The sequence below is a fragment of the Novosphingobium cyanobacteriorum genome, from assembly GCF_029436685.1.
GTDB lineage: Bacteria > Pseudomonadota > Alphaproteobacteria > Sphingomonadales > Sphingomonadaceae > Novosphingobium > Novosphingobium cyanobacteriorum.
The window spans coordinates 39,222-53,855 of record NZ_JAROCY010000020.1 but is presented as its reverse complement, the minus strand read 5'-3'; the positions used below and the strand labels follow the sequence as shown (position 1 = coordinate 53,855).

The 14,634-nt window shown below is 66.3% G+C and carries 11 protein-coding genes; 9 read left to right on the top strand and 2 right to left on the bottom strand.

All coding sequences use genetic code 11. From position 1 onward, the window contains the following. Nucleotides 1-192: 192 nt before the first annotated feature. The 5 genes from tkt to POM99_RS17780 all read left to right on the top strand — a co-directional run bounded on the left by tkt (nt 193) and on the right by POM99_RS17780 (nt 5,876). Nucleotides 193-2,160, top strand: coding sequence for a transketolase (gene tkt / locus POM99_RS17800; RefSeq protein ID WP_277279864.1), 1,968 nt, complete (start codon nt 193-195; stop codon nt 2,158-2,160). A gap of 18 nt (nt 2,161-2,178) precedes the next feature. Then, nucleotides 2,179-3,186, top strand: coding sequence for a type I glyceraldehyde-3-phosphate dehydrogenase (gene gap / locus POM99_RS17795; protein WP_277279862.1), 1,008 nt, complete (start codon nt 2,179-2,181; stop codon nt 3,184-3,186). A 6-nt stretch (nt 3,187-3,192) separates the two neighbouring features. After that, nucleotides 3,193-3,666, top strand: a complete 474-nt coding sequence (locus POM99_RS17790) for an MOSC domain-containing protein (protein WP_277279860.1) — start codon at nt 3,193-3,195, stop codon at nt 3,664-3,666. Then, the gene (locus POM99_RS17785) at nt 3,663-4,850 is read left to right on the top strand and encodes a phosphoglycerate kinase (RefSeq protein WP_277279859.1); all 1,188 of its coding nucleotides are present in this window, start codon (nt 3,663-3,665) and stop codon (nt 4,848-4,850) included. The genes POM99_RS17790 and POM99_RS17785 overlap by 4 nt, the downstream gene beginning before the upstream one ends. 117 nt (nt 4,851-4,967) lie before the next feature. Next, a complete protein-coding gene (locus POM99_RS17780) occupies nt 4,968-5,876 on the top strand; it encodes a fructose bisphosphate aldolase (RefSeq protein WP_277279858.1) in 909 nt (302 codons plus the stop codon). Nucleotides 5,877-5,983: 107 nt separating this feature from the next. Here the strand turns inward: POM99_RS17780 and POM99_RS17775 are convergent, their stop codons facing one another. After that, nucleotides 5,984-6,367 carry a hypothetical protein gene (locus tag POM99_RS17775; RefSeq protein ID WP_277279856.1) on the bottom strand — a complete coding sequence of 128 codons (384 nt, stop codon included), beginning with the start codon at nt 6,365-6,367 and terminating at the stop codon, nt 5,984-5,986. Between the two features lie 83 nt (nt 6,368-6,450). On the opposite strand from POM99_RS17775, the gene thiE reads away from it, so the two are divergent. The 4 genes from thiE (at nt 6,451) to folP (ending at nt 10,971) form a co-directional block, all read left to right on the top strand. Further along, nucleotides 6,451-7,098, top strand: coding sequence for a thiamine phosphate synthase (thiE, locus tag POM99_RS17770; protein ID WP_277279855.1), 648 nt, complete (start codon nt 6,451-6,453; stop codon nt 7,096-7,098). Between the two features lie 46 nt (nt 7,099-7,144). Then, a complete protein-coding gene (locus POM99_RS17765) occupies nt 7,145-8,245 on the top strand; it encodes a L,D-transpeptidase family protein (RefSeq protein WP_277279853.1) in 1,101 nt (366 codons plus the stop codon). Between the two features lie 310 nt (nt 8,246-8,555). After that, nucleotides 8,556-9,695: a site-specific DNA-methyltransferase gene (locus tag POM99_RS17760; RefSeq protein WP_277279852.1), complete on the top strand. Its 1,140-nt coding sequence runs from the start codon at nt 8,556-8,558 to the stop codon at nt 9,693-9,695. A 163-nt stretch (nt 9,696-9,858) separates the two neighbouring features. Continuing rightward, nucleotides 9,859-10,971, top strand: a complete 1,113-nt coding sequence (folP, locus tag POM99_RS17755; RefSeq protein ID WP_277279851.1) for a dihydropteroate synthase — start codon at nt 9,859-9,861, stop codon at nt 10,969-10,971. Nucleotides 10,972-10,978: 7 nt separating this feature from the next. Here the strand turns inward: folP and putA are convergent, their stop codons facing one another. Then, nucleotides 10,979-14,560 carry a bifunctional proline dehydrogenase/L-glutamate gamma-semialdehyde dehydrogenase PutA gene (putA, locus tag POM99_RS17750; RefSeq protein ID WP_277279850.1) on the bottom strand — a complete coding sequence of 1,194 codons (3,582 nt, stop codon included), beginning with the start codon at nt 14,558-14,560 and terminating at the stop codon, nt 10,979-10,981. Nucleotides 14,561-14,634 lie beyond the last annotated feature (74 nt).

Genomic DNA, 14,634 nt, shown 5'->3' with positions numbered 1-14,634 from the left:
CTGTTGCACTGCACACAGTTTTGCTTGCCCGCGCAACTCCGGCTGTGCATACGAATGCACCGAATCGCAGGCCGTGCAATGCAATGCGCGGGGCGCCAGCCTTGACGGTGGGGTATGGGGTGGCCAATGAGGCCGCGCTCCGAATCACCGGCAATGGCGCATCAGGGCGCTTTGGAAGGGCTTTTTCAGGTTATGACTCGCGACACCGCTGTGCTGGCGCCGATGGCCAATGCGATCCGTGCGCTCGCCATGGACGCCGTTCAGGCTGCGAACTCCGGCCACCCCGGCATGCCCATGGGCATGGCCGACGTTGCCACCGTGCTGTGGTCGCAGTTCCTGAAGTTCGATCCTTCCGCGCCGAAGTGGGCTGACCGTGACCGCTTCGTGCTGTCGGCCGGCCATGGCTCGATGCTGATCTACGCGCTGCTCCACCTGTCGGGCTATGAAAGCCCGACGATGGAGGACATCCGCAATTTCCGCCAGCTTGGCTCGGTCTGCGCGGGTCACCCTGAGAACTTCATGATTCCCGGCGTGGAATGCACCACCGGCCCGCTGGGCCAGGGCATCGCCATGGCAGTGGGCATGGCCATGGCCGAGCGGCACCTGAACGCGCAGTTCGGTGACGAGCTGGTCGATCACAAGACCTGGGTGATCGCGGGCGACGGCTGCCTGATGGAGGGCGTGAACCACGAGGCGATCGGACTTGCCGCCACGCTCAAGCTTGGCCGCCTGAACGTGCTGTGGGACGACAACAAGATCACCATCGACGGTGACACTTCGCTGTCCACCAGCGAGGACATCCTTGCACGCTATGCCGCCACCGGGTGGCACACCGTTTCGTGCGACGGGCATGACTTTGCCGACATCGCCCGCGCGCTGGCCGAAGCCGCCGCCGATCCGCGCCCGTCGCTGGTCGCCTGCCGCACCGTGATCGGCAAGGGCGCGCCCAACAAGCAGGGCGGCCACAGCGTTCACGGCGCGCCGCTGGGTGCGGACGAAATCGCCGCCGCGCGCGAATATCTCGGCTGGACCTCCGCTCCGTTCGAAGTGCCGGCAGACATCCTTGCCAACTGGCGCTCCACCGGTGAAGCGGGCAAGGTGGCCCATGCCGAATGGCAGGCCCGCGCCGCCAAGAGCGACAAGGCCGACGAGTTCAGCCGCCGCATGGCCGGCGAACTGCCCGCCGACAGCGGATTTGACGCCTATGTGCAGTCTCTGATCGCCAACCCGCCCAAGGTCGCGACCCGCAAGGCGAGCGAGATGGCGCTGGAAGCCTTCACCGCTGCCGTTCCCGAACTGGTTGGCGGATCGGCGGACCTGACCGGTTCGAACCTGACGAAGACCAAGTCGACCACGCCGTTCGGTGCGCACGATTATGCCGGTCGGCATGTCTACTACGGCATCCGCGAATTCGGCATGGCCGCGGCCATGAACGGCATGGCGCTGCACGGCGGCATCGTTCCCTATGGCGGCACCTTCCTCGTCTTCTCCGACTATTGCCGCAACGCCATCCGCATGTCGGCGCTGCAGCACACCCGTGTGGTCTATGTGCTGACGCACGATTCGATCGGCCTGGGTGAAGACGGACCGACCCACCAGCCGGTGGAGCACGTCATGTCGCTGCGCATGATCCCCGGCCTCAAGGTGTTCCGTCCGGCCGATGCGCTGGAAACCGCCGAGGCCTGGGCGCTGGCGCTGGCCGACAAGCACGCCTCGTCGGTCCTCGCGCTCTCGCGCCAGAACCTGCCGCCGGTGCGTTTCGATACCGAGATGAAGAGCGCCAAGGGCGCCTATCGCCTTGTTTCCGCCAAGGCCGCGCGCAAGGTGGTGCTGCTGGCCAGCGGTTCGGAAGTCGAGATCGCGATGGCCACTGCGGCCGCGCTTGAGGAAAAGGGCGTTGGCGCCGATGTCGTCTCGTTCCCCTGCTGGGAACTGTTTGACGCGCAGGACGCCGCCTATCGCGCAGACGTGCTGCCCGCCGACGTGCTCAAGGTCTCGATCGAGGCCGGCGTCACGCTGGGCTGGCAGAAGTATGTCGGCGATGGCCTGACCATCGGCATCGACAGCTTCGGCGCTTCGGCTCCGGCCCCCGTTCTCTACGATCATTTCGGGCTGACCGCGGACAAGATCGTTCCGCAGGTTCTGGCACGCCTTTCCTAATTCAGAAGGAGTCTTCACATGGCGATCAAGGTTGCGATCAACGGTTTCGGACGCATCGGGCGCAATGTCGCCCGCGCCATCCTCGAGCGGCCTGAAGCCGGGCTCGAGCTGGTTTCGATCAACGACCTCGCCGATGCGAAGGCCAATGCCCTGCTGTTCAAGCGTGACAGCGTCCACGGCGCTTTCTCGGGCGAAGTGTCGGTTGACGGCAACGACCTGATCGTCAACGGCAAGCGCATCCAGGTGACCGCCGAGCGCGATCCCGCCAACCTGCCGCACGCCGCCAATGGCATCGACATCGCGCTGGAATGCACCGGCTTCTTCACCAATCGCGATGGCGGGCAGAAGCACCTCGACGCCGGCGCCAAGCGCGTGCTGATTTCGGCTCCGGCCAAGAACGTGGACCTCACCGTCGTGTTCGGCGTGAATCATGAGAAGCTGACCGCCGATCACAAGATCGTGTCCAACGCATCGTGCACCACCAACTGCCTGGCCCCGCTGGCCAAGGTGCTGCATGAATCGATCGGCATCGAACGTGGCCTGATGACCACGATCCATTCCTACACCAACGACCAGAAGATCCTGGACCAGATCCACAGCGATCCGCGCCGTGCCCGCGCCGCCGCGATGAACATGATCCCCACCAGCACCGGCGCCGCCGTGGCCGTGGGCGAAGTGCTGCCCGACCTGAAGGGCAAGCTCGACGGTTCGTCGATCCGCGTGCCGACGCCGAACGTTTCGGTGGTGGACCTGACCTTCACGCCGAAGCGCGACACCACGGTTGAAGAAGTGAACGGCCTGCTCAAGGCTGCGGCCGAAGGCGCGCTGAAGGGCGTGCTGGGCTATACCGAAGAGCCGCTGGTCTCGATCGACTTCAACCACGATCCGCACTCGTCGACCATCGACAGCCTGGAAACCGCGGTTCTCGAAGGCAAGCTGGTGCGCGTGCTTTCGTGGTACGACAACGAGTGGGGCTTCTCCAACCGCATGCTCGACACGGCGGGCGCGATGGCGAAGTTCCTTTAAGCCAAGATGGGCGCGGCACGCGGCGTCGGCATTCTGGGGGGCATCGCGCGGCATGATCGGCCGCGCGGTCCCATCGAGACGGTGCCGCGCGTCCGCGTGACCGAAGGTGAGGGTGTCCACGGCGATCTGCGTGGCGCCATCGGCCCTGGCAAGAAGGGCAAGCGCCAGATCACGCTGATCGAGGCGGAGAGCTGGGCCGCTGCGCTTGCCGACCTGAACATCGACCTGCCCTGGCATGTGCGCCGCGCCAACCTGCTGGTTTCGGGCCTGCGCCTGCCGCGCGAACCTGGCGCCATCATCGCCATCGGCGAAACCCTGCGCATCCGCGTGAACTGCGAATGCGACCCGTGCAGCCGCATGGACGAGATCGCCCCCGGCCTGAAGGCCGCGCTGCTGCCCGACTGGCGCGGCGGCGTGTGCGGCAAGGTCATCAGCGATGGCGAAATCGCCATCGGCGACGAAGTGAGGATCGAGCAATGAGCTTCAAGACGCTGGACGACATTGGCGACGTGGCGGGCAAGGCCGTGCTGGTGCGCGAGGACCTGAACGTGCCCATGGCCGATGGCAGGGTGACCGACGACACCCGCCTGCGCGCCGCGGTGCCCACGCTGGCCGAGCTGGCGGACAAGGGTGCGAAGGTGCTGGTGCTGGCGCACTTCGGCCGGCCCAACGGGCAGCCTTCCGATGAATTCTCGCTCAACAAGCTGGCCGAGCCGCTGGCCGGCGTGCTGGGCCGTCCGGTGCAGTACATCGACTGGGAAGGCGCGGCCGAGGCCGTGGCCAAGCTGGCCCCGGGCGATGTGGCCGTGCTTGAGAACACCCGCTTCTTTGGCGGCGAGGAAACGAACGATCCGGCGGTGATCGAACGCTTTGCCGCGCTGGGCGATCTCTATGTCAACGACGCCTTCTCGGCCGCGCATCGTGCCCATGCCTCCACCGAGGGGCTGGCCCGCGCGCTACCGGCCTATGCCGGCCGGGCCATGGAAGCGGAGCTGAAGGCGCTGGAAAAGGCGTTGGGCGCACCGGAGCGGCCGGTGGCGGCCGTGGTCGGCGGGGCCAAGGTCTCGACAAAGCTGGATGTGCTCAAGCATCTCGTGTCCAAGGTCGATCACCTGATCATCGGTGGCGGCATGGCCAACACCTTCCTCGCCGCGCGGGACGTGGACGTTGGCAAGTCGCTGTGCGAGCATGACCTGAAGGCGACCGCCGAGGAAATCCTCGACCATGCGGACAAGGCCGGCTGTACCGTGCACCTGCCCTATGACGTGGTCGTGTCCAAGGAATTCGCCGCCAACCCGGCCTCCCTTCGCACCTGCAACGTGCACGAAGTCGCCGCTGACGAGATGATCCTCGACGTGGGGCCGACAGCGGTCGAGGCGCTGGGCGACGTGCTGAAGACCTGCAGGACGCTGGTGTGGAACGGGCCGATGGGTGCGTTCGAAATGGCGCCATTCGATGCCGCCACCGTGGCGCTGGCCCGCACCGCGGCAGCGCTGAGCAAGGAAGGCTCTCTGGTTTCGGTCGCTGGCGGCGGGGATACCGTTGCCGCGCTGAACCACGCGGGTGTGGCGGGTGACTTCACCTATATCTCCACCGCCGGTGGCGCGTTCCTGGAATGGATGGAGGGCAAGGAATTGCCCGGCGTCGCCGCTCTGGAGCAATAATTTCGCATCAAAGGCAGGCGCGGATGTTGCACTGCAACCCGCGCCTGTTTATGGAGCGTTTGCGCATAGGTATGCATGGCCCCATCGCGATGGGCCGCAACAGGAACAGGAAGCCCCATGAACTTTGCCGAAATGACCGAGAAGATGGCCGCGGGTAACGGGTTCATCGCCGCGCTGGACCAGAGCGGCGGATCGACGCCCAAGGCATTGGCCGGCTACGGCGTGACGGAAGGCGCATGGAGCACCGAAGAGGAAATGTTCGGCCTGATCCACGCGATGCGCGCGCGGATCATCAAGTCGCCCGCATTCACCGGTGAAAAGGTGATCGGCGCGATCCTGTTCGAACGCACCATGGATGGCGATGTTGATGGCACGGCGGTTCCTGCCGCGCTCATCGCCAAGGGCGTGGTGCCGTTCATCAAGATCGACAAGGGCCTGGAAGACGAGGCCAACGGCGTGCAGCTGATGAAGCCGATGCCCACGCTCGACGCGCTGCTGGTCCGTTCGAAGGCGCTGGGCGTGTTCGGCACCAAGGAACGCTCGGTGATCAACTCCGCCAATGCCGAAGGCATCGCTGCGGTGGTGAAGCAGCAGTTCGAGGTTGGCGCGCAGGTGCTCGGCCACGGCATGATGCCGATCATCGAGCCGGAAGTGAACATCAAGAGCGAGACCCGCGCCGAGTGCGACACGATCCTGCTCGCGGAAATTCTCAAGAACCTCGACGCCCTGCCGGAAGGGCAGAAGGTCATGCTCAAGCTGTCGCTGCCGGTGGTGGCGGGCACGTTCGACCCGCTGGTCTCGCACCCCAAGGTGCTGCGCGTGGTTGCACTGTCGGGCGGGTTCAAGCGCCCCGAAGCCTGCGTGGAACTGGCCAAGAACGCCGGCATCATCGCCAGCTTCAGCCGCGCCCTGCTGGAAGACCTGCGCGCGCAGATGACCGACGCCGAGTTCGACGCTTCGCTCGGCGCTGCGATCGACGAGATTTTCAAGGGTTCCACGCAGAAGACCGCCGCGGTCGCTGCGTAAATCCTTAACCGGTTCCCCGCCAAGGGAATCGCAACAGTTGCGTGAGGATGGAGAAAGGCCGCCCCGCACCCCGGCAACCGGGGGCGGGGCGTCTTCGTTATCAGGCTCTAGCGGCCTTTCCAGCTGAAGTGGAAGCGATAGTCCTGCGCGCGGATCGGCGTGTCGGTCCGCGTCGGCGGCTCCACGCTGTCCAGCATCACCTCGCCATCGGTGGTGAGCGCCGGTTCGCCCAACACCAGGCTGCGCGGGATCCAGCGATCGCCTTCCTTCACGCTTGCGTCGATCACCACGCGCCCGGCCCAGATGCAGCGCGCATTCATGGGGCAGCGGCTGTCCTCGCGCACGGCTTCGGGCCTTACGGTCAGCGGGCCGACCCGCGTGGCTTCATGCAGCATGGCGAAGCCATCGCTGCGCACGGGTGGCGGGACAGTGGCGCACCCTGCGATCAGGAGCGAGGCGCTGGCGGCGGCGATGATCGAAAGCCTGTTCATGCCCCCACAATGGCATGGCCGACTGAACCGTTCCAGAACGCGCCGATTGCGGACGCGCCACGGGCGGAGTAGGGCGTTTGGCCATGACCACTCCCGCCTGCCAGCTCTACCTGATCTCCCCTCTCGACGTTTCCGGCGACTTCCCCGCGCGGCTCGAACGCGCGCTCGATGCCGGCCCGGTCGCCGCATTCCAGTTCCGCGTGAAGAACGTGGACGAGCACACCGCGGTCAAGCTGGCGGAGCCGCTGCAAAAGATCTGCGCGGACCGCGAGGTTGCCTTCATCGTCAATGATTCCATCAGCCTGGCAAAGCGCATCGGTGCCGATGGCGTCCATCTGGGGCAGGAGGACGGATCGGTTGCCGAAGCACGCCAGCGCCTTGGCCGCGAAGCACAGATCGGCGTGACCTGCCACGACAGCCGCCATCTGGCCATGGAAGCGGGCGAGGGCGGGGCGGACTACGTTGCCTTCGGCGCGTTTTTCCCCAGCAACACCAAGGAGACCAAGCACCGGCCCGAGCCGGAATTGCTGACATGGTGGTCTTCGCTGTTTGAGCTGCCCTGCGTTGCGATTGGCGGCATCACCCCTGAAAACTGCGGTCCGCTCGTGGCGGCAGGGGCTGACTTCCTTGCCGTGAGCAATGCCGTGTGGGGAGGCGACGAGGCCGAGGCCGTGAGCGCCTTCGCCGCCGCGATTGCCAGGGCGCATGCCGAGGCCGCTGGAACCGACTGAGCAGCCAGGGCTTTCATCTCCGGGTCCATCCTCCCCCGGAGCCTCAATGACAAAACACCTGATTGGCACAGCGCTGTGCCTTGCGCTTGCTGCCTGCAATTCCAACGGCACCGGCCAGAGCCCCGACCAGCCCACTGCCAGTGCCGAGGCCGACAACGACGGCGCCGACAGCATGGCCAGCCAGGACGACGCCACCGCGCCGCCCGAAGACCAGCCGCGCCCGTTGATGCAGGCGCAGGTGATGCTGGACCGGGCCGGCTTCTCGCCGGGTGTGGTGGATGGCCGGATGAGCCTTCCCACCCGCAACGCCGTGATGGGCTTTCAGCAGGCGATGAACCTGCCGCAGACGGGTGACTTCGATGATGCCACCCGTCGCGCGCTGGTGGGTGTGCAGAAGGAAGTGCCCGCCACACGGCTGGTCACCATCCCCGCCGATTTCGCCGCAGGGCCATTCGCCCCGCTGCCACAGGATGCGGTCGCCAAATCAAAGCTGCCGGCGTTGGGCTATGCCAGCCTTGAGGAGAAGCTGGCCGAGCGCTTTCACACCACGCCGGAAGTGCTGCGCGCGCTGAATGCCGGGGCCGATCCCGCAACACAGCAGCCTGCCGCCTATTCTGCAGGCCAGACCATCCGCGTGCCCAACGTGGGCGCGGACTTCATCGATCCCGCGCGCACGGAAAATCCGGCCTGGGCGGCCACGCTTGCCAGCTTGGGCGTGGGCACCAATGCACCTCCCGCCGCCCGGATCGTGGTCAGCAAGGGAGAAGGCACGCTCAAGGCCTTTGACGCCGATGGCAAGCTGATCGGCCTGTTCACGGTGACCACCGGCTCGGAGCGCGATCCGCTGCCGCTGGGCCGTTGGAAGATCCTGGCCGTCGATCGCAACCCCAAGTTTCATTACAATCCCAAGCTGTTCTGGGACGTTTCCGACGCCAAGCCCGATGCGATGCTGCCGCCCGGCCCCAACAGCCCGGTGGGCGTTGTCTGGATAGACCTGTCGAAAGAGCATTACGGCATCCATGGCACCACCGAGCCGGCCAGCATCGGCCATACCGAGAGCCACGGCTGCGTTCGCCTGACCAACTGGGACGCGGCCAGGCTGGCGGGGATGGTGTCCACGAAGACGCAGGTCGATTTCGTGGCCTGAGGCTGTGTTGCGCCCCCAATGCTAACCCCCAACCCCTCCCGCAAGCGGGAGGGGAGCGAGACTTGCCGAGCCACAGGCGAGGCTGGTCGCAGCGGGGTGGGCAACCTGTGCAGACAAAAAATTCGCGCCTGAGTCCGCCGGGATACACCCACCAGATATTGAGTCCGCATTGCGCCAAAGGACTCAACATGTGGTGCCGGACTCGTTCCGTTCTCCTGCGTGACTCCGCAGAAGTCCGCGAGTCGTGGCTTGACGGCGAGTCCGCGATGATTCACTTGTGGTCTTTATCCACAGGGTTTGCAGGACGGACATGGTCGCTTTGGTAAAGGAAAAGGCTCGCGCACTCAGGGCAGCGCCCGACAAGGCGGTGAAGGCGCGCGTCCTGCCGGTAAACCGCATCCTGCGCGGTGACTGCATCGAGATGATGCGCAGCCTGCCCGATGCCTCGATCGACATGATCTTCGCCGATCCGCCCTACAACCTGCAGCTGGGCGGCGATCTGGCGCGCCCCGATGGCAGCCATGTGGATGCGGTGACCAACGATTGGGACAAGTTCTCCAGCTTTGCCGCCTATGACACGTTCACCCGCGAATGGCTGGCCGAGGCGCGGCGGCTGCTGAAGACCGATGGTTCGATCTGGGTGATCGGCAGCTACCACAACATTTTCCGCGTCGGCGCGATCCTGCAGGACATGGGCTTCTGGATCCTCAACGACATCATCTGGCGCAAGGCGAACCCGATGCCCAACTTCAAGGGCACCCGCTTCACCAATGCGCATGAAACGCTGATCTGGGCGTCGAAGAGCGAGAAGTCGAAGTACACCTTCAACTATCGCGCGATGAAGACGCTGAACGATGAACTGCAGATGCGGTCTGACTGGGTCCTGCCGATCTGCAACGGGCAGGAACGGCTGAAGCGCAACGGCACCAAGGCGCACCCGACGCAGAAGCCGGAGGCGCTGCTCTATCGCGTGATGCTGGCCACCACCAACAAGGGCGACGTGGTGCTCGATCCGTTCTTCGGCACCGGCACCACCGGCGCGGTGGCCAAGCGCCTTGGCCGTGACTGGATCGGCTGCGAGCGCGAGGACAGCTATATCGAGGTGGCGGAAGAGCGCATCGAGATGGCGCTGCCTCTTGATGAATCCGCACTTGCCACCATGCAATCAAAGCGCAGCGCGCCCAAGGTGGCGTTCGGCGCGCTGGTGGAATCCGGCTGGCTGGCCCCGGGTGCAAAGGTGTTCGACAAGAAGCGCCGCTTCACCGCCACCGTGCGGGCCGATGGTTCGCTGCAGGCCGAGGCTGAAACGGGTTCGATCCACGGGCTTGGCGCAAAGCTGCAGGGCGCACCTTCGTGCAACGGCTGGACTTTCTGGCACGTGGAGCATGAAGGCGAGGTCAAGCCGATCGACGCCCTGCGGCAGCTTTACCTGCTGGCGGTGGAGGACTGAGGCTGGTCGGCGAGGTTGCGAAGGCATCCTTCGACAGGCTCAGGATGAGCGGGTGTTGGAAATAGCATCCCAAAAGCAGACCGCTCATGGTGAGCTTGTCGAACCATAACAGCGCAGCCTCTCCACACGTGCCAAGCCCACAATTCTCCGGTATCACCCCGCCATGACCCAGCAGCTCTACATTCGCCCCATCGCGCTTGCCGAAAGCCCGCAGAGCGAGGAGGGTGAGGCTATCCGCCTGGCCGGCGGGCTGGTCTATGCCAGCCGCTTTGCCCTGATCGTGCGCGAAGGGGGCCGGGTGATCAGCCGCCGTCGGGCCAGCGTTTCCAACATGGCCGAGGCGCTGGCCTGCCTGCCGGGAAACCTGCATGCCGAGGGCGAGGCACAGTGGGCGGACCTGCGCCGCGCGCATCCCCCGCTGCAGGCTGGTTCGCGCACGCTGCGGCTTGATCAGCCGCAGGTCATGGGCATCCTCAACGTGACGCCCGACAGTTTTTCCGATGGCGGCAAGTTCCTCGACAAGCCTGACGAGGCGCTGGCCCATGCCCACGCCATGCTGGAAGCGGGCGCGGCGATCATCGATGTAGGCGGGGAATCCACCCGTCCCAATGCCCCCGCAGTGTGGGAAGGTGACGAGCTGAAGCGCGTGGTGCCGGTGATCGAGCGCCTGGCTGCCAGCGGGGCGGCAATTTCCATCGACAGCCGCCGTTCCAGCGTGATCGAGGCGGCGCTGGCTGCGGGTGCGCACATCGTCAACGATGTGTCGGGCCTGCGCCACGATCCGCGCAGCATGGAGATCGTCGCCGCTTCGGGCGCGCCGGTGGTGCTGATGCACGCGCCGGGCGACGCCAGTGACCTGCATGCCGATGGCGACTATGCCGATGTGGTGCTGGATGTGTTCGACGCACTGCGCGAACGGCGCGATGCGGCGATCGCGGGCGGCATCGCGCGGGAAAAGATCCTGCTCGATCCGGGCATCGGCTTCGGCAAGTCGCTGGCCGAGAACCTCGCGCTGATCAACGCGCTGCCGCTGCTCCACGCGCTGGGCCAGCCGATCCTGTTTGGCGCCAGCCGCAAACGGATGATCGGCGCGCTCAGCAACGAAGCGCCTGCGCACCAGCGGCTCGGCGGCTCGCTCGCCGTGGCCCTGCGCGCCTTTGACACGGGCTGCCACGTGGTGCGGGTGCATGACGTGCCTGAAACCGTGCAGGCCCTGCACGTGTGGCGCGGCCTGCGCGATGCGGCATTGACGGATTTCAGCCAGCTGGGCGACTGACGCCCGGTTAAGCCATCGCCATCAGGCTGGCGTTGCCGCCTGCGGCGGTGGTGTTGATCGAAGTGCTGCGCTCTTCCACCAGCAGGTCCAGCGGATAGCACCCGCCGGTTTCGGCATGGAGCGGCACCACTGCGCCATCACGTGCCGCCAGGGACTGTGCGGCGGCGAGGGCGTCGCCTTCCACCAGCGCCGCGGCGATGCCGGGTGCGGTGGCGAGGCCTTCGTCAGACCATTCGATTGGCAGATCGGCGGGCAGGCCGGCCGGCCGCGCGCTCACCGGGCTGCCCGGCATGACCAGCGCGGCGTTGCCCGTGGCGAGCGTGGCGGCGACCTGTCGCCACAGGCCCTCGGCTGTCCGCGCCTGCAGGGCCAGCGTGCCGCGCGGATGAAGCGAATAGCGGCTGGTCTCGCCCACCGGGCCCGGCAGGTCCATCACGATGCCCAGCCGCGTCGGCAGGGCCAGCGCCTCTTCGGCCAGCGCGGCCAGGCCTTGCGCGTTCAGCCAATGGGCGAACTTGCGCAGGTTGTCGGGCGCTTGTCCCTGAGGGCCGTTCCAGCGCGCTCCGTGGGCAAGGCGCGTCAGGTAAAGCGGACCGCCCGCCTTGGGCCCGGTGCCTGAAAGTCCGCGCCCACCGAACGGCTGCACGCCCACCACCGCGCCCACCATGTTGCGGTTGACGTAGTGGTTGCCCGCCTCAACCACGCTGCACACCCGCCGCACCGTCTCGTCCAGGCGCGTGTGCAGGCCGAAGGTGAGGCCGTAACCGGTATCGTTCACGCTCTTCAGCAGCGCGTCGAGATCGCGCGCGCGATAGCGCAGCACGTGCAGCACCGGGCCGAACACCTCGCGCGAAAGGTCGGCCAGGCTGTCGATCTCGATCAGCGTGGGGGCGACGTAGGTGCCCTGCGCCGTTTCTTCCGAAAGGGGGAGGCGCCACACCGCATGGCCTCTTGCGGCCATCGCGGAAACATGCTGCTCGATCCCCGCTTGCGCTTCGGCAGAGATCACCGGGCCGATGTCGGTGGAAAGCCGGTCAGGGTTGCCCACCACCAGTTCCGCCATCGCGCCGCGCAGCATGGCCAGCGTGCGCTCGGCAATGTCTTCCTGCAGGCACAGCACGCGGAGAGCGGAACAGCGCTGACCCGCGCTGTCGAAGGCGGAGGCGAGCACATCTGCCACGACCTGTTCGGGCAGGGCCGAAGAGTCCACGATCATCACGTTCTGACCGCCGGTCTCGGCCACCAGCGGGATGGGGCGCCCTTGCGCATCGGTGCGCATCGCCAGCGATTGCTGGATCGCGCGCGCCACCTCGGTCGATCCGGTGAACAGCACCGCCGATGTCTCGCACGCTGCCACCAGCGCCGCGCCAATGCGTCCGTCACCGATCACCAGGCGCAGGACATCGTGGGGTACGCCGGCTTCGTGGAGGATGGCGACGGCAGTCTGGGCGATCAGCGGGGTTTCTTCGGCCGGTTTGGCCAGCACGGCATTGCCGGTGGCCAGCGCCGCGGCGACCTGGCCGGTGAAGATCGCCAGCGGGAAGTTCCACGGGCTGATGCAGGTGACCACGCCCAGCGGCGTGGCTCCGGTGAGAGTCTCGCGCGCCTGTTGTGCATAATAGCGCAGAAAATCAATCGCTTCGCGCACTTCGGCAATGGCGTTGGCGGCCGTCTTGCCCGCTTCGCGCATGATCGGGCCGATCAGGTGCGGCAGCCGCGACTGCATCAGGTCTGCCGCGCGTTCGAGAATTGCAGCACGTTTTTCAACCGGAAGGCTCGCCCAGCGGGGCGACGCTGCGGCCACGGCGCTTGCCGCCTCGCGGGCCTCGGCCTCACCCATCGGGGTTACATGGCCCACGATATCGCCATGATTGGCCGGATTGAGGAGGGGTTGAGAACCGGTTGAGATCGACTGAAGGCCGGTTGAGATCGACTGAGCCAGGTCTGACAACACCGTTTCGCTGGCCAGATCGAGCCCTGTGGAGTTGGCTCGACCGGGATAGAGATCGGTGGGCAGGGGGATTAGCGGATGTGGCGTGCCGGTCGGTTCGATCCGCTCGCACTCCGCTGCGGGATCGGCGGCCAGCGCCTCGATCGGCACGGCGGGATCGTGGATGCGGTTGACGAACGAGGAGTTGGCCCCGTTCTCCAGCAGCCGCCGCACCAGATAAGCGAGCAGCGTCTCGTGCGTGCCCACCGGGGCATAGACGCGGCAGGGGCGGTCCAGCCTGTCCGGGCCGACAACCTCGTCATACAGTGCCTCGCCCATGCCGTGCAGGCACTGGAATTCCCAATCGCCGGGTGTGAAGTCCGGTCCCGCCAGATGGAGCACGCTGGCCACGCTCTGCGCATTGTGCGTGGCGAACTGCGGGAATACGACGTCACGCGCCGCCAGCAGTTTGCGCGCGCAGGCGATGTACGACACGTCGGTATAGGGCTTGCGGGTATAGACCGGATAGCCGGGCAGGCCGTCGACCTGCGCACGCTTGATTTCCGCGTCCCAGTAAGCGCCCTTGACCAGCCGCACCATGATCCGCCGCCCGCTCCGCCGGGCAAGATCGATGATCCAGTCGATCACGAAGGGACAACGCTTCTGGTAGGCCTGCACCACGAAGCCGAGGCCATTCCACCCGGCCATCGAAGGATCGAGCGCCAGCGCCTCGAGCAGGTCCAGTGAAATCTCCAGCCTGTCCGCCTCTTCCGCGTCGATGTTCAGGCCGATGTCATAGCGCTTGGCCAGCCGGCAAAGGTCCGCCACCCGCACCAGCAGTTCCGAGCGGACCCGTGCTGATTGCGCGCGGGAATAGCGGGGATGCAGCGCCGAAAGCTTGATCGAGATGCCCGGCCCCGCAATCGGTCCGCGGCCTGCCGAGGCGGTGCCGATGGCGTGGATCGCGGCTTCATAATCCGCCAGATAGCGCGCCGCGTCGGCGGCGGTCAGTGCCGCTTCGCCCAGCATGTCATAGGAAAAGGCAAAGCCGCGCGCTTCGCGCGGCGCGGCGCGGTGCAGAGCTTCCTCAATGGTTTCGCCGCACACGAACTGTTCGCCCATGGCGCGCATCGCCGCATCCATGGCGCGACGGATCACCGGCTCTCCAGCGCGGGCGAGCAGGCGGGTGAGGGTGCCGCCAAGACTGTCCGCCTCTTCTGCCTGCGCCAGCCTGCCGGTGAGCAGCAGGCCCCACGATGCCGCGTTGACGAACAGCGGGCGATCCATCCCCAGGTATCCACGCCAGTCTCCGCCGGCGATCTTGTCACGGATCAGCGCATCACGCGTCGCCGTGTCAGGAATGCGCAGCAGCGCTTCGGCGAGGCACATCAGCGCGACACCTTCGGGCGTGGACAGCGCATATTCGTGCACCAGCGATTGCACGGCACCGGGCCGATGGCTGCTGCGCAACCGGCCGACCAGGTCCATCGCAGTGGCACGGATCGCAGCGTGCAGATGTCCGGGCACCGTTGCCGCGGCGATCAGCGGTGGGACGCAGTCCGGTTCGGGACGGCGACAGGCATCCGTGATGGCGGCGCGGAGCGCGCCTTGTGCGCCGACGGGGCCGGCAAATGCTGCGAAAGGGGAGGCTGCGTTCATGCGCACAGAATAACCCGTTGGGCGAAGGCATTCTTGCCAAATTTAACAATGCGAAAGGCAAGTTGTTGCATTAT